Annotated in this window: 15 protein-coding genes; 7 read left to right on the top strand and 8 right to left on the bottom strand. The window is 65.0% G+C overall.

Annotation, left to right across the window (positions count from 1 at the left end; translation table 11 throughout):
- Positions 1-6 precede the first annotated feature (6 nt).
- The 3 genes from VML93_RS30040 to VML93_RS30030 are packed head-to-tail and all read right to left on the bottom strand — an operon-like array spanning position 7 to position 3,139.
- Positions 7-909: a 1,4-dihydroxy-2-naphthoyl-CoA synthase gene (locus tag VML93_RS30040; RefSeq protein WP_325616128.1), complete on the bottom strand. Its 903-nt coding sequence runs from the start codon at positions 907-909 to the stop codon at positions 7-9.
- Positions 906-2,009, bottom strand: coding sequence for a LuxR C-terminal-related transcriptional regulator (locus VML93_RS30035; RefSeq protein ID WP_325616126.1), 1,104 nt, complete (start codon positions 2,007-2,009; stop codon positions 906-908). The genes VML93_RS30040 and VML93_RS30035 overlap by 4 nt, the downstream gene beginning before the upstream one ends.
- Complete coding sequence (locus VML93_RS30030; protein WP_325616124.1) at positions 2,006-3,139, bottom strand: response regulator transcription factor; 1,134 nt, start codon at positions 3,137-3,139, stop codon at positions 2,006-2,008. The genes VML93_RS30035 and VML93_RS30030 overlap by 4 nt, the downstream gene beginning before the upstream one ends.
- Before the next feature lie 201 nt (positions 3,140-3,340).
- Between VML93_RS30030 and VML93_RS30025 the strand changes: the two genes are divergently transcribed.
- The 6 genes from VML93_RS30025 to VML93_RS30000 all read left to right on the top strand — a co-directional run bounded on the left by VML93_RS30025 (position 3,341) and on the right by VML93_RS30000 (position 9,670).
- Complete coding sequence (locus VML93_RS30025) at positions 3,341-4,321, top strand: quinone oxidoreductase family protein (RefSeq protein WP_325616123.1); 981 nt, start codon at positions 3,341-3,343, stop codon at positions 4,319-4,321.
- A 10-nt stretch (positions 4,322-4,331) separates the two neighbouring features.
- Positions 4,332-5,141, top strand: a complete 810-nt coding sequence (locus tag VML93_RS30020) for an enoyl-CoA hydratase/isomerase family protein (protein ID WP_414686487.1) — start codon at positions 4,332-4,334, stop codon at positions 5,139-5,141.
- Between the two features lie 121 nt (positions 5,142-5,262).
- Positions 5,263-6,966 carry an AMP-binding protein gene (locus VML93_RS30015; protein WP_325616121.1) on the top strand — a complete coding sequence of 568 codons (1,704 nt, stop codon included), beginning with the start codon at positions 5,263-5,265 and terminating at the stop codon, positions 6,964-6,966.
- The gene (locus VML93_RS30010) at positions 6,966-8,159 is read left to right on the top strand and encodes an acyl-CoA dehydrogenase family protein (RefSeq protein WP_325616119.1); all 1,194 of its coding nucleotides are present in this window, start codon (positions 6,966-6,968) and stop codon (positions 8,157-8,159) included. The genes VML93_RS30015 and VML93_RS30010 overlap by 1 nt, the downstream gene beginning before the upstream one ends.
- Positions 8,160-8,181: 22 nt before the next feature.
- Positions 8,182-8,925 carry a CoA transferase subunit A gene (locus tag VML93_RS30005; RefSeq protein ID WP_325616117.1) on the top strand — a complete coding sequence of 248 codons (744 nt, stop codon included), beginning with the start codon at positions 8,182-8,184 and terminating at the stop codon, positions 8,923-8,925.
- Positions 8,926-9,028: 103 nt separating this feature from the next.
- Positions 9,029-9,670 (top strand): 3-oxoacid CoA-transferase subunit B, encoded by a 642-nt coding sequence (locus tag VML93_RS30000; protein ID WP_325616115.1) that lies wholly within the window; start codon positions 9,029-9,031, stop codon positions 9,668-9,670.
- 32 nt (positions 9,671-9,702) lie between these two features.
- On the opposite strand, the gene VML93_RS29995 is transcribed toward VML93_RS30000, so the two are convergent.
- From VML93_RS29995 to VML93_RS29975, 5 genes are all read right to left on the bottom strand, one after another.
- The gene (locus VML93_RS29995) at positions 9,703-10,473 is read right to left on the bottom strand and encodes a FadR/GntR family transcriptional regulator (protein ID WP_325616113.1); all 771 of its coding nucleotides are present in this window, start codon (positions 10,471-10,473) and stop codon (positions 9,703-9,705) included.
- A 107-nt stretch (positions 10,474-10,580) separates the two neighbouring features.
- Complete coding sequence (locus VML93_RS29990) at positions 10,581-11,054, bottom strand: MaoC family dehydratase (RefSeq protein ID WP_325616111.1); 474 nt, start codon at positions 11,052-11,054, stop codon at positions 10,581-10,583.
- Between the two features lie 6 nt (positions 11,055-11,060).
- The gene (locus VML93_RS29985) at positions 11,061-11,954 is read right to left on the bottom strand and encodes an SDR family oxidoreductase (protein ID WP_325616109.1); all 894 of its coding nucleotides are present in this window, start codon (positions 11,952-11,954) and stop codon (positions 11,061-11,063) included.
- Entirely contained in the window at positions 11,951-13,078 is a 1,128-nt protein-coding gene (locus VML93_RS29980; RefSeq protein ID WP_325616108.1) for an acyl-CoA dehydrogenase family protein, read from the bottom strand. The genes VML93_RS29985 and VML93_RS29980 overlap by 4 nt, the downstream gene beginning before the upstream one ends.
- A 2-nt stretch (positions 13,079-13,080) precedes the next feature.
- Positions 13,081-13,875: an enoyl-CoA hydratase-related protein gene (locus tag VML93_RS29975; RefSeq protein WP_325616107.1), complete on the bottom strand. Its 795-nt coding sequence runs from the start codon at positions 13,873-13,875 to the stop codon at positions 13,081-13,083.
- A gap of 40 nt (positions 13,876-13,915) precedes the next feature.
- Here VML93_RS29975 and VML93_RS38750 point away from each other — a divergent pair.
- On the top strand, positions 13,916-14,075 hold a 160-nt coding region (locus VML93_RS38750), incomplete at its 3' end, for an SDR family NAD(P)-dependent oxidoreductase (protein WP_414686488.1).

The raw sequence follows: 14,075 nt of genomic DNA, 5'->3' as shown, positions 1-14,075 counted from the left end.
CCGGCGCTAGAAGTAACGCGGGAACGGCGTCCAGTCCGGGGCGCGCTTCTGCAGGAACGCGTCGCGGCCCTCGACCGCCTCATCGGTCATGTACGCCAGCCTGGTCGCCTCCCCGGCGAACAGCTGCTGGCCCACCAGCCCGTCATCGAGCAGGTTGAACGCGTATTTCAACATCCGTTGCGCTTGAGGCGATTTCGCGTTTATTTCGGCCGCCCACTGCAATCCCACCGTTTCCAGATCGGCGTGGTCGACGACCTCGTTGACCGCTCCCATACGATGCATCTGTTCGGCGGTGTAAGGCCGTCCCAGGAAGAAGATCTCCCGGGCGAACTTCTGGCCCACCTGGCGAGCCAGATACGCGCTGCCGTAGCTGCCGTCGAAACTTCCGACATCGGCATCGGTCTGCTTGAAGCGCGCGTGCTCGCGGCTGGCCAGAGTCAGGTCGCAGGTCGAGTGCAGACTGTGTCCGCCGCCCGCGGCCCACCCGCTGACGAGGCAGATCACCACCTTGGGCATGAACCGGATCAATCGCTGAACCTCGAGGATGTGCAATCTTCCGGCGCGTGCGACGTCAACCGTGTCCGCGGTGTCTCCGCTTGCGTACTGGTAACCGCTGCGGCCACGGATGCGCTGGTCGCCACCGGAGCAGAACGCCCAGCCACCGTCTTTCGGCGACGGCCCGTTGCCGGTCAGTAGCACCACCCCGACATCGGGAGACATCCGGGAGTGATCCAGCGCGCGATACAGCTCGTCGACGGTATGCGGCCGAAACGCGTTGCGCACCTCGGGCCGGTTGAACGCCACCCGCACCGTGGGCTGGGTGACATGGCGGTGATACGTGATGTCAGTCAGATCGGCGAATCCATCCACTGGGCACCATGCCGATGGGTGAAAAGGATTGTCGTTCACTGTGTCCGGTTGCGCCGCCGCGAGGCCGTCCTTGCCTCGTCCATGTAGAGGGCGATCGCCTCAGACCGGTTGATTGCCCCGATCTTGCGCAGGATCCGCTTTACATGTGTCTTGACCGTTTCGACTGTGATGACGAGTTCGTCGGCGATCTCGGCGTTGGAAGCTCCCAGGACCAGCCGTTCGAAGACTTGGCGTTCACGCTGCGACAGCGTGGCTGCGAGCCCGGAGTCGGCCGGTATGGCCGGGTTCTCGACGCGAGTGTCCTGTTCCACATCAAAGCTGATGGCTGCCGCGGCGATGCGGTCCGCTTCCTCGGTCAGCCGTGCCGCCGCACGCGCGATCGAAGTCCGTTGTTGTTGCACCCGTTCGGTATTCAGCATCCTTTCGTGAAGCAATGAATACGCGGAGGCGAACGCATCGAGCACATCGATATCGTCGGCGGAGACGCCGCTGTCGCCGCGACGGCCGACGTGGATGAGTGCGACCACCCGCGATTTCGCGATAACCGGGGCGACGAGATAGTGCGAGGAGCCGAGCAGCTCCTGATAACCGCGCGAAGCCGGCATGTCCGACTCATTCGTCCGGGTGGTGTCGCGCAGGCGAATACAGGCTCGCTCGGCTGCGCATTCACGACGCGGGATCGCGGTTGGCCCACCCAAACCGTGGTCGGATTCCTCGACGACGAAACCGTCGTCTTCGACGAATGACATCAAAGCGCTGTCGAAGCCGAGCACCTCGCAAAGTTCGGTACAAGCCTGGCGCCCAAGCCCTTGCAGTGATCCGGCCTTCTTCATGCGCCGAACGCCGGCGGTGAGCGACCGCACCACGTCGACGCGACCACCGACCCTCATCTGGCGCGCTTCGACCTGCGCTTGCAGGAAATCCGTTAGTAGGCTTTGTCCGATGACTGACCCGGAGTGGTCTCCGACGTCACGTCGGCGACTCATTAGACGCTCGGTGGTGGCAGCCGACATGGTGATGGCCTCGTCAAGAGTGCTCGCTTCATCCGATCGAGAGACGCCGAACTCGTCACAGAGCTGCTTATCGAGTTCGTTGAGCCGGGAAACGATTGCGCGGGTGTTCATTGCGACGTACGTCATCCAGCGATGCCCGCATAGGTCGCGACCGCCGCGGCCCTGCTGGACGTGTTGAGCTTCTTGGCAATGTGTTTCAGATGCGACTTCACTGTGCCTTCCGAGATCACCAGGCATCGGGCGATTTGGCTGTTGGTGGCTCCGGTTGCCACATGCGACATGATTTCGTGTTCGCGAGAGGTCAGTTCGGAAACGGGGCGTTGATCGCGAAGGCAATAAACATTGTGTCGTGGTCCCGGCGCCTGGACCGGCACTGACCACAACGACGATCGGGCGGACCGCCCGAGCATGTCGTCGACATTGCCGCAGAGATTTTCGACTTCGAGGCGCTGTTGCGTAGCCTTCTCTTCGAGCGCCGCGCTCTCGAACGCCACGGACAGACATTCGGCGAAGGCCTCCAGCTGTTCGAGATGGTCCATCGTCACGATCCCGTGTGGTTCGGGGCGGTCGGCATGAATGATCCCGATTGCCCTGCCCTGGACGGTGATCGGGGCGCCGATGTAGCCGAAGCAGCCAGAGGCCTCCATGATCGCCTTGAAGACCCGCTTGTCGTCATTGGGCGACGGCGCGAAGACGCCGCACCGCTTGCGGACGAGTTCGGTCTCCAGCGGCGCCTCCGCCAGCTGAATCTGGCGATCGGATATGTAGTCGAGTAGCGACTGTGAATGGGGATCGGCGCCTTGGTCTTCGATATGCGCGTACTGGGGCAACCACAACGAACCGCGCACGGAAGAGATCATCGTCCGCGCGAAAGCGAACTCCCGGCTCAGCACTTGCGCGGCGGCGTAAATCATCTTGTGCGGCGGAAGGCCCCTCAGGTAACCGAGGGCGCTGCGGATCTCCGACATGGATTTGACCCGCCGGGCCAAATCCTGGTCGAGGAGTTCACACTGCAACGTCAGGATCGAGATCAGGATGTCGGCGGTGATCGCCCAATCGTCGGTCGGGTCGGACGGCAACGCAATCCGCTGCTCGAGGCGTTGCCGCAAGCTGGCCAACTGGTGTCCCAGCGCCGTCGGTGTCAAATCGGGGGGCTGCACGTTGAGGTGGTCGGCGGCGGCTGCGACGGCTGCCTCGGCACGCGCAATTACCAAAGGATCATCCGCGATAGCGGCCACAGCGATTAGTGAGACCATCGCCACTCCTCTCTGCTTGGGAGCCGGGCCATCCCTCCATTGGTCAGACCATTGGACCGAAGTATAGGACAGGTGCAGCAGGACACACAATGGGTTCGCATTTTTACCTACACGTCAATATCTGACAACGGGCAGCTTGCCGCGATGCGCTTGTGCGTCATTCGACGTAATGGTCTAATGGTCAGGCCATAGGAGGTGGCCATGCACGCCGTCATCATGCAGGAGTTCGGCGCCGCCGACGTGTTGCGTCCCGGGGAGTTTCGCGACCCGGCCACCCGTCCGGGCTGGGTGACGGTGGCCCTGCGCGCCAGCGCGCTCAACTGGCATGACGTCCTGGTTCGCCAGGGACGCTACGGTTCTCCGTTGCCGCACATCATCGGAGCCGACGGCGCGGGCGTGCGCACCGACACGGGAGAGGACGTGGTGGTATTGCCCTCGCTGCGGTGGGGCGACCGCGACGAAGCGCCTGGCAGCGACTGGGAGATTCTGGGCGACTACACCCCCGGCACCTACGCCGAGCTGGTCAGCGTGCCCGCCGACTGCCTGGCACCCAAACCACGCGGTCTGAATTGGGCCCAGGCCGCGGCGCTGCCGCTGGTCGGCGTGACCACATACCGCGCCCTGTTTACCCGAGGGCGACTGCGCGAGGGTGAGTCGATGCTGGTGGTCGGCGCGGGCGGCGGGATCGCCACCACGGCGATCGCCCTCGCCGTCGCCGTCGGGGCCGGCATCACGGTGACTTCCTCGTCGGTCGGCACCATCGAGCGCGCGGTGTCGGCAGGCGCACGCGGCGGCGTGCTGCACAGCGAACCCGGGTGGCCCGAGCAGGCCCGTGCCATCTCGCCGGACAACGCCGGCTTCGATCTCGTCCTCGACCCCGTCGGACGGTGGAGCGAATCGGTGCGTGCCCTGCGGCCCGGCGGCCGGCTCGTGGTGCTCGGCGCCAACGCCGCGCAAACCGCCCGAATGGACGTCCGCAGCTTCTATTTCGGTCAATTCGATCTGCTTGGAACGACGATGGGCAGCAGCAGGGACTTTGCCGGCCTGCTCGACATGATCGATCGGTGCTCGGTGGCTACGCCGGTGATCGACCGCGAGTTCCCGCTGGATCGGGCGGCCGACGCCCACGAATACCTGGAGCGCGGGCGCACATTCGGTAAGTGCGTACTGACGCACACCTAGGAGGCGCACTGTGACCGAATCCCCCGAACTGGTCGCCTACCGGCTCGAAACCGCCGTCCCCGGCGAGGATCCCTTGGCGGCATACCTGACGCTGAACGACCCCGATCGTCGTAATGCACTGTCCGACGCCCTGCTTGATCAGCTGGGCGCACTGCTGGAGCGCGCCGCAGCCGACTCACGGGTCAGGGTCGTCATACTGACCTCGTCGCATCCACGGATCTTCTCTTCGGGCGGAAACCTCGACGCGTTCGCCGACGACACGGCAACGATCGCCAAATACGCCGGCCTGGCACGTTTTCCCAGACTGTTTCGCACCCTGACCGACATCGACAAGCCGGTGATCTGCGCGGCGAACGGCGACGTCCTGGCCGGTGCGCTCGGCATCGCGTTGGCCTGCGACCTCATCATTGCCAAGGCCTCAATCCGGCTGGGCTGCCCGGAGATCAACGTCGGCGCGTTTCCGTTCATGATCTCGGCACTGATCTTCCGCGCCACCGGACGACTGGTCGCCAACGAGCTCATGATGACCGGCCGGCTGATCAGCGCCACGGAAGCGGCGGCCGCGGGGTTGGTCAACAAGGTGGTGCCCGACTCCGAGTTCGACGAGGCGGTGCGCCAATGGGTCGCCGACATCGCCGCCAAGTCGCCCTTGTTGATGGGCATGGGCAAGCGGGCGCTGGCGGCGACCCGGGACCTGCCGCTGGAATCGGCACTGGACTACCTGCGGGCCCAGCTCGCTTTGGCCTTTACCACCGAGGATCTGGCCGAAGGGGTGCGGGCCTTCAAGGAAAAGCGTTCGCCGCAGTGGCGCAACGCATAAGCGCCGGCGGCTTGGCGCCCATAAGTCCTTGCCAATTTGGTCTGACCATTCTATAGTCTGAAGGATTAAGCCTCCTGGCCCACCACCGCAGAGCCTATCCCCAGCACCGAGGAACAGCGCGATGAAGCCGAGCCCGTACACCGTCCGCTACAGCCCGCAAGAAGTCGACCAGTACTACCGCACCGGGCTGTGGTCGACCGACACGTTTCACGACATCCTGGTTCGCCGTGTCCAAGAAAACCCCGACAAGGTGTTTGCCACCGACGGGACGCGATCGCTGACGTTCCGCGAACTCTTCGGCGCCGGTCAGCGCCTGGCTGTCGGTTTGCACCGGCAGGGCTTGCGGCGCGGCGATACCGCCGCCGTGCAGCTTCCCAACTGGGTGGAGTTCATCCAGGTGCTGGCCGCGTTGTCGCGCCTGGGCGTCATCATGGTCCCGATCATGCCGATCTATCGGCGCGAAGACGTCAGCTACGTGCTGTCCAACGCCGGGGTACAGACCGTGTTCACTCCCGCGCACTTCAGCAAATTCGGCTATCTGGACATGTATCGCTCGCTGCGCCAAGAACATCCAGAACTCAGGATCGTCGTTGCCCGGCCCGATAGCGCCGCAGCAGACATCGCCGCTTCGGACGCCAACGTGTTCACGTTGGATCTGTTGGAGGCCGACACCGACGACGACAGCGCAACCGCGGAACTGGGCTCCCCACCCCAACCCGACGACCCGTTCGTCACGGTCTACACCTCTGGAACCACGTCACGGCCGAAGGGCTGCGTGCACACGTTCAACACCTACTGTGCGGGCGCGCGTGCGCTGGTCGGGCCGTTCGGCTACACCGAGGCCGACGTCCAGTTCGGCCCCTCCCCCATCGCCCACACCACCGGGCTGGTCACCAGCGTGTTGCTGCCGATGCTGACCGGGGCGGCAACACATGTCATGGCCAAGTGGGACCCGGTCCGCGGCATCGAGGAGATCCAGCGCTTCGGCTGCACGGCGGCGGTCACCGCCCCCACCTTCCTGCACACGCTGCTGGCGGACTACGACGCCGAGCACCACGACCTGTCGACGCTGCGGTTGTGGACCTGCGCGGGGGCGCCGATTCCCGCCGCCGTCGTCGAACGCGCCGGCGCAACGCTTCCCGACATCAAGGTGCTCAGCCTGTACGGACGCAGTGAAAACCTGGTCACCACAACATGTTCCGTCACGGATGAGGTGTCGCGCGCATTGACCTCGGACGGCAAGGCGATGCCCGGCGCGGAGGTCAGGATCGTCGACGCCGACGGAACCGAAGTGGCTCGCGGCACCGAGGGCGACATCGCCTACCGCGGCCCCGCACACATGATCGAATATCTCGCCAGCCCCGACGAGACCGCGGCCCTGTTCACGAAGGACGGCTTTTCCAGGTCGGGCGATCTGGGAAAGATGACCGAAGACGGATACGTGCGGGTCACCGGCCGGACCAAAGACATCGTCATCCGCGGTGGGATGAACATCAGCGTCCGCGAGATCGAGGAGCATCTGGCCCATCATCCTGCGCTGCGGGCGTTTTCAGTCGTAGGCATGCCCGACGAGCGCCTCGGTGAGCGGGTTTGCTGCTACGTGGTCGCCGCGTCGGACCACGACGCCCCGACCGTCGACGACATCCGCGAGTATCTACTCGAACGGGGCATGCCGATCCAGAAGACACCCGAGCGCGTCGTCGTCGTCGAAGCCCTGCCGATGACGGCCACCGGCAAGGTCCTCAAACACGAGTTGCGCAAAGACATCGAAGAGCGCCTCCGTGCGGAAGCCGCGTCGGCCAAAGAAGTCGCGAGCGCCACCTGATGGAGCTCAAAGACAGCCCCGCCGAAGCGGAATTCCGCGCCCGGGCGCGCGCGTGGCTGCAGGAGACGTTGCCGCGGCTCGGCGGGCCCGAACCCGCACGGCTCGAGGACAAACTCGACTACTGGCGCACCTGGCAACGGTTTCTCTACGACGCGGGTTACGCGGGACTGTCCTGGCCGACGGAGTACGGCGGAGGCGGCGCGGACGCCAAGCTGCGCGCGGTATTCAACGAAGAACTCGACCGGGCCGGCGCACCGGAACGGCTCAACATCATCGGCGAGGACTTCGCCGGGCCCACCATCGTTCAGTTCGGCACGCCCGCCCAACAGCAGCGCTACCTGCGGCCGATCCTTACCGGCGAGGAAATCTGGTGCCAGTTGTTCTCCGAGCCGGAGGCCGGATCGGACCTGGCCTCGTTGCGTACCACCGCCACCAAGGTGGAGGGTGGGTGGCGTATCCAGGGCCAGAAGATCTGGACCAGCCGCGCCCAGCTCGCAGCCCACGCGATTTTGCTCGCGCGCACCGGCGGCGGACCGCGGCATCGTGGGATCACATACTTCCTGCTCGCCATGGACAGCCCAGGCGTTGACGTGCGGCCGCTGGCGCACATGCTGGGCGAGGCCGAATTCAACGAGGTGTTCCTCGACGGGGTGTTCATTCCCGACGACTGCGTCCTCGGTGAGGTGGACGACGGCTGGCAGGTGGCAATGGGCACCTTGGCCTTCGAGCGGGTCGCCATCGCCACCGGCCGGGTGAACACCACCGGTGCGGTCAATGATCTGATCCACGAAATCGCCGGCCTCACCAAAGATGACGGCACTCCACTGGGCTCCGACCCACTGGTGCGGCAACGGATCGCCGATCTGTACGGGCGGGCTCTGGTGCACTATCTGATCGGGCAGCGAGTCATCACCGGAGCTGCCGGTGACGGTCCGCCGGGCCCGGTCACCTCAATCGGGAAGCTCTTCTTTTGCCCGCTGGTGGAGGACATCGCCGATTTCGGTTTGGAGCTCGACGAGATGGGGGGACAGTTCGCGCTCGCCGAAAAGAGCAGCGCCGACTCGTCATCGGTGTCACACCAGCGATGGCTGCGGTTGGCCTACCAGGCCCGGGGCACGGCGATCGCCGGCGGGTCGACGTTCATCCAGCGCAATATCGTCGCCGAGCGCATTCTCGGCATGCCTAAGAGCTGAACTCCCGAGGAGGCTGGAGACGATGGACAAGGTCGTGGCAACCACGGCGGAGGCTGTTGCCGACGTGACGGACGGTTCGTCGCTGGCCGTCGGCGGGTTCGGGCTGTGTGGCATTCCCCAGGCACTGATCGCGGCGGTGCTGGAGCTCGGCGCCCGCGACCTGGAGACGGTCTCGAACAACTTGGGTGTGGATGGGATCGGCTTGGGAGTGTTGTTGCAACACAAACGGATCCGGCGCACTGTCAACTCTTACGTCGGGGAGAACAAGGAATTCGCCCGGCAATACCTGGCCGGTGAGCTGGAGCTGGAGCTGACGCCGCAGGGCACGCTGGCTGAGCGGCTGCGCGCCGGTGGGGCCGGGATCCCTGCCTTCTACACACCGGCTGGGGTTGGGACGCAGGTCGCCGACGGCGGTCTGGCGTGGCGGTACCACGCAGACGGCACGGTGGCGGTTGCCTCGCCGCCGAAGGAGACCCGCGAATTCGACGGCGTCACTTATGTATTGGAGCGATCCATCCGAACTGACTTCGCCTTGGTGCACGCCTTCAAGGGCGACCGGCACGGCAATCTGGTGTACCACGCGGCGGCCGCCAACTTCAACCCGGACTGTGCCGTAGCGGGCCGGATCACCATCGCGCAGGTTGAGCACCTGGTCGAGCCGGGTGAGATCGATCCCGCTCAGGTGCACACGCCGGGCATCTACGTGCACCGGGTGGTGCATGTGCCCAACCCGGTGAAGCAGATCGAAAAGGAGACGGTGCGGTGATGAGGACACCCTGTCTCGCCGAGCGTGACCCCAGCCGCACATTCGGCGTCCAGTGTGAAGCCAGCTTCACGTTCGAGCCGGAAGCGATGATGAGGAGCGCCAAATGACCTGGAGCCGAGACGAGTTGGCGGCACGGGTTGCCGCCGAACTGCACGACGGGCAATACGTCAACCTCGGCATCGGGTTGCCCACCCTGATCCCGAGCCACATCCCCGCCGACATCACCGTCGTCCTGCATTCGGAAAACGGGATTCTCGGTGTCGGGCCTTACCCGCGTCGCGAGGACCTCGACGCCGACCTGATCAACGCCGGCAAGGAGACGGTCACCACGTTGCCGGGTGCGGCGTTCTTCTGTTCCTCGTCCTCGTTCGGCATCATCCGCGGCGGACATCTCGACATCGCGGTGCTCGGCGCCATGCAGGTCTCCGCCGCCGGCGACCTGGCCAACTGGACGATCCCCGGCAAGATGATCAAAGGCATGGGCGGAGCGATGGACCTCGTCCACGGCGTGGAACGAGTCTTCATCATGATGGAGCACACCGCCAAGGACGGCAGCGCCAAGATCGTCGAGCACTGCACGCTGCCGCTGACCGGTAAGGGATGCGTGAACCGGATCTTCACCGATCTCGCCGTCATCGACGTCGCCGACGACGGTCTGCACCTGGTCGAGACCGCCCCCGGGGTCAGTATCGACGAGGTTGTCGCGAAAACCCAACCGCCCCTTGCGCTTCCTGCCGCCTTGTAACGCCGCATCCGATAAGCCCGGCGGCCATCCGCTCACTCGTCGACGCTGATGGCCTGACGCTTGTCCACCGCCAGCGCGGCCTTGGCGTAGCTGTGCACATGGCGCTGCATGCGCCGACTGGCCGCGTCCGCGTCGCGGTTGCGAATCGCGGTCGTGATCGACCGGTGTGCGCGGGCAGTGACTGCCCGCACGTCGTCGTCGACGAACGCCGCATTCTCGGTACCGGTGTAGATCGCCTGCGACAACGCGGTCATGAATCCGATCAGCAGTTCGTTGTGACTCGCCATGGCCACACCCACATGCCAGTCGAGATTGGCCTGCAGAAACGCCGACAGGTCCGCTTTGGGATCGGCGATGTCGTCGTTGGCCTGGTCCAGCACCGCCAGATCCTCGTCGGTGCGTTTGCGGGCGGCCAATTCGGCGCAGAACGGCTCCAACGCCTCACGCGTCTCCATCAGGTCAGCCAGCTTGATCTTCCTGCCCCTGATCAGCATGCCCACCGAACTCGCCATCGATTTGGTGGTCGGTCGCTGAACGAATGCGCCGCCGGCCCGGCCGGCCCTGACCCGAACCAGGTTCTGAACCTCGAGGATGCGCAACGCCTCGCGTACAGTGGCCCGGCTCATCTGGGTCTGCTTGACGAGCTCGCGCTCTGCAGGCAGCGCCACACCCTCTTCCAGCTCACCGCTGAGGATCCGCTCACGCAGCTCACGCGCCAATACGTCGGATGCCTTGGGGACATCCACCGGCTTGAGCAGGACACTCGAACGTGTTGGGGCCGAATTCGTCTCACCTGGTGCCATCGCTCCTCCGTCCATCGAGACTTCGGTTCTTAAAGAAAAGGGGCATAAAGGTAAGGCCTATTATAAGGTTAGGTTATTACCCACAAGTCACATTGCCGTACCGGCGGCTAATACACCATCCGCGCGATCAGCTCCGCTACCGCAGCCGGCTTCTCCGAACCATCGAGCTCGACCGTGTGCCGCACGATCATGTCGACGGTCGCGTCGTCCACTTTTCTGGCGTCGGCGAGTTCGGATCGGACCCGCACGCGGCTGCCCGCGGGAACCGGCGCCAGGAACCGCACCTTGTTAAGCCCATAGTTGATACCCATTTTCGCGTTCTCGACACGGTAGTTGGCCTTGCTCAACGCCGGAATCAGGGACAACGTCAAGAAGCCGTGGGCGATCGTTGAGCCATACGGGCTTTCAGTCCGGGCGCGCTCGACGTCAATGTGGATCCACTGACGGTCGAGGGTGGTCTCGGCGAACGCGTCGATGCGTTCCTGGTCGACGGTGATCCAATCCGACACGCCCAATTCCTGCCCGACGGCGCCAAGCGCCTCGTCGATGGACGAGATGATTCGCGCTGCATCGGTCGCCATGACCGGCTACACCGACCGCGCGGACTTGGCGGCCGCCGAGGCTGCTTTGCTCCGTTCGCGCGCATACGCCCAGTCTGCGTCGGTCATCGCTGATAGCCCGGCGAACGTGTTGGGTCCGGCGAGTCGTTGGGCACCGTCCATCGCGATGGTCTCGCCGGTGAGGTAACCGCAGGCGTCGGAGAACGCGAAAATCGTGAGGTTGGCCAGTTCCTCGATGGTTCCCGAACGGCCGAGCGGAATCTGGTCCGCCTGGGTGGCTCCCACGGAACTCTTGTCCGTCGGATTGAGCATCTCCCAGGCGTAATCAGTCGGGATCGGTCCGGGCGCAAGGGCATTGAGACGGATGCCGTACGGGCCCCACTCGACGGCCAATGACATCGTCATGGCGTGTACGGCGGCCTTTGCCATGGCCGAAGGGACGACGAACGCCGAACCGCTCCATACCCAGGTGGTCAGATTCGACAGCACCGATCCGGGCAGCCCTTCAGCGATCCAGCGCTTGCCGACGGCCAGCGTCGTGTTGAACGAACCCGTCATCACCGTCGAGGTGACCGCTTCGAACGCACGCGGGCTCAAACTGACCGTGGGCGCAATGAAATTCGCGGCGGCGTTGTTCAGCACTCCGGTCAACGGGCCGTGCCGGTCCCAGATCTCGTCAACCGCGGCGGCCACCAGGTCGAAATCTCGAACGTTGACCGTCTGATAGTGGACAGCGCCGGGATGCCCCGCCGAAATCTCGGCCGCAGCCTCGGCCAGAATGGCTTCACGCCGGCCCCACATATGCACCTGGGCACCGTGGGCAACCAGCCTGGCGGCCACTCCACGACCCAGTCCGGTGCCGCCGCCGGTGATCAGGATGCGCTTGCCGGCCAGTACGGTCGGATCGAAGATACTTGTCATAATCCCAAACTCTTGCCGATGATCTCGCGCTGAATCTCGTTGGCGCCGCCATAAATCGGTGGTGCCAAGGCTTTGCGCACCTGCGCTTCCATCCCGAATTCGACGGTGTAGCCGTTGCCGCCCATCAGCTGCACGCCCTCCAATGCGGCGCGCTTGGCCACTTCGGTGCACTTGAGTTTGGCGATCGAACCCTCCCGGGCGAGCTGATCCTCCAGGCCGGCGTCGATCTGGGCGGCCACCTGATAGACGTAGGCGCGGCAACATTCGATCTCGGCGGCCAGGTCCGCGAGTCGATGACGGACGGCCTGAAACGTGCCGATCGACTTGCCGAACTGCTCACGGGTGCGCACGTAGCCGATGGTGTCTTGCAGCGAGCGGCGCGCGGCACCCAGCGACATCGCCGCGATGATGAGCCGTTCCACGTTGAGTCCGCGCATCAGTCGGTGCCAGGCATCGCCGATCCCGCCGACGACGTTGGCGACGGGAACGGCGACGTCGGTGAAGAAGACATCGTTCACGGTATGGCCGTCCATGGTGTGGATCGCCTTGATGTCCAGGCCGGGTGTCGAGGTAGGCAGGTACAACAACGTCAAGCCATGGTGCTTTCCGATGTTGGGATCGGTGCGAGTCAGCACGAGCAGATGGTCGGCCAGATGCGCGGCGGTGATCCACGTCTTCTGACCGTTGATGATGAAGCGGTCGCCGTCGCGGACCGCGCGGGTCCGTACCGCACCCAGATCGGATCCGGCCCCAGGTTCGGACAGCGCGATCGCCTCGAAGTTGCCGGCACAAAGATTGCCGACGACCTCCTTCTTCTGCACCTGGGTGCCGTGTCGCAAATATGTTTGCGCCGCGGTCAATCCAGTGCCGTAGGCATGGATCGGAGCCTGGCCGCGTGCGGTCTCCTCGAGGAAGATGCACTCTTCGACCATGCCCGCTCCGCCGCCGCCGTACTGCGCCGGTATCGACACGCCCAGCCAGCCGAGTTGGGCCAGCCGTTGTAGCAACTCCGGGCTGTTGGAAAGGCCCTGAGTCAACTGCGCACGTTGCTCGGCTGTGCCGCAGGTGTCGGCACAGAATCGCTCGATCGCGGCGGCGAACTCGAGCTGTTCGACCGTGAACATGCTCAGTTGCCGCGGTAGGCAGCGAATTCGGGACTGCGTTTCTCGTTGAACGCGGTGATGCCTTCTTGAGCCTCGGGCGTCTCGCCGAACATCTTCAGAGTCGAGTACGCCATCTGACCGACCGACGCGAATTGTTCGGTGTCGGTGTTGAACGACTGCTTGAGCACCTTCAACGCGGTCGGCGAAAGCATCAAGATCTCGTCGGCCCAGGCCCGCACCTCAGCCCTGAGCTGGTCGGCCGGCACCACCTTGTTGGCCAGCCCCCATTCGTATGCCTGCTGTGCGGAATACCTGCGGCACAGGAACCAAATCTCACGAGCACGCTTCTCACCGACCACGCGCGCCAGGTAGCCGGTGCCGAAGCCCGCATCGAACGAGCCCACCCGCGGACCGTTCTGACCGAACACCGCGGTATCTGCGGCGATCGTCAGGTCGCACAGCACGTGCAGTACATGCCCACCGCCGATCGCGAACCCATTGACCGCCGCGATGACCGGCTTGGGCACGTCGCGAATGACTCGATGCAGCGTATCCACCTCGAACAGGCCGGTTTCCGACGGTCCGTAGTCGCCGGTCTCGGCGCGCTGCTTCTGGTCGCCGCCGGTGCAGAACGCGCGCTCCCCGGCTCCGGTCAGACAGACGACGCCGACGTCCGGGCTCGCCCAGGCGCGCTTGAGGCAGTGGATCAGCTCGTCGACCGTGCGCGCGCGGAAGGAGTTCATGCGCTCCGGACGGTCGATCGTCACCCAGGCCAGCCCGCTCTCCACCTCGTAGCGGACATCCGTCAGCTCCTGCATGGCTTCCCCTTGTCGTCGCTTGTCGTGAGAGGATCGTCGCGTGTCCGGCCGGGTTGCGCTCGTCACGGGAGGCGGAGGAGGCATGGGGAGCGCGATCGCGGAGCGGCTCGCCGCGGACGGCCACACGGTGGCCGTCGCCGACCTGCGGCTCGACACGGCGGTGGAGGCGGCAGCGCGCGTCACGGACGCCGGCGGCGTGG

This window comes from Mycobacterium sp. (assembly GCF_035499775.1).
Lineage (GTDB): Bacteria > Actinomycetota > Actinomycetes > Mycobacteriales > Mycobacteriaceae > Mycobacterium.
This window is presented reverse-complemented; position numbering and strand designations above follow the sequence as displayed.

What these genes read in the sequence shown, in the direction of transcription:
- VML93_RS29990 (WP_325616111.1), bottom strand. Translation starts at nt 11,054, where the DNA reads ATGGCGACCGATGCAGCGCGAATCATCTCGTCCATCGACGAGGCGCTT.
- VML93_RS29985 (WP_325616109.1), bottom strand. Translation starts at nt 11,954, where the DNA reads ATGACAAGTATCTTCGATCCGACCGTACTGGCCGGCAAGCGCATCCTG.
- VML93_RS30015 (WP_325616121.1), top strand. Translation starts at nt 5,263, where the DNA reads ATGAAGCCGAGCCCGTACACCGTCCGCTACAGCCCGCAAGAAGTCGAC.
- VML93_RS29995 (WP_325616113.1), bottom strand. Translation starts at nt 10,473, where the DNA reads ATGGCACCAGGTGAGACGAATTCGGCCCCAACACGTTCGAGTGTCCTG.
- VML93_RS30005 (WP_325616117.1), top strand. Translation starts at nt 8,182, where the DNA reads ATGGACAAGGTCGTGGCAACCACGGCGGAGGCTGTTGCCGACGTGACG.
- VML93_RS30000 (WP_325616115.1), top strand. Translation starts at nt 9,029, where the DNA reads ATGACCTGGAGCCGAGACGAGTTGGCGGCACGGGTTGCCGCCGAACTG.
- VML93_RS29975 (WP_325616107.1), bottom strand. Translation starts at nt 13,875, where the DNA reads ATGCAGGAGCTGACGGATGTCCGCTACGAGGTGGAGAGCGGGCTGGCC.
- VML93_RS30030 (WP_325616124.1), bottom strand. Translation starts at nt 3,139, where the DNA reads ATGGTCTCACTAATCGCTGTGGCCGCTATCGCGGATGATCCTTTGGTA.
- VML93_RS29980 (WP_325616108.1), bottom strand. Translation starts at nt 13,078, where the DNA reads ATGTTCACGGTCGAACAGCTCGAGTTCGCCGCCGCGATCGAGCGATTC.
- VML93_RS30010 (WP_325616119.1), top strand. Translation starts at nt 6,966, where the DNA reads ATGGAGCTCAAAGACAGCCCCGCCGAAGCGGAATTCCGCGCCCGGGCG.
- VML93_RS30035 (WP_325616126.1), bottom strand. Translation starts at nt 2,009, where the DNA reads ATGACGTACGTCGCAATGAACACCCGCGCAATCGTTTCCCGGCTCAAC.
- VML93_RS30025 (WP_325616123.1), top strand. Translation starts at nt 3,341, where the DNA reads ATGCACGCCGTCATCATGCAGGAGTTCGGCGCCGCCGACGTGTTGCGT.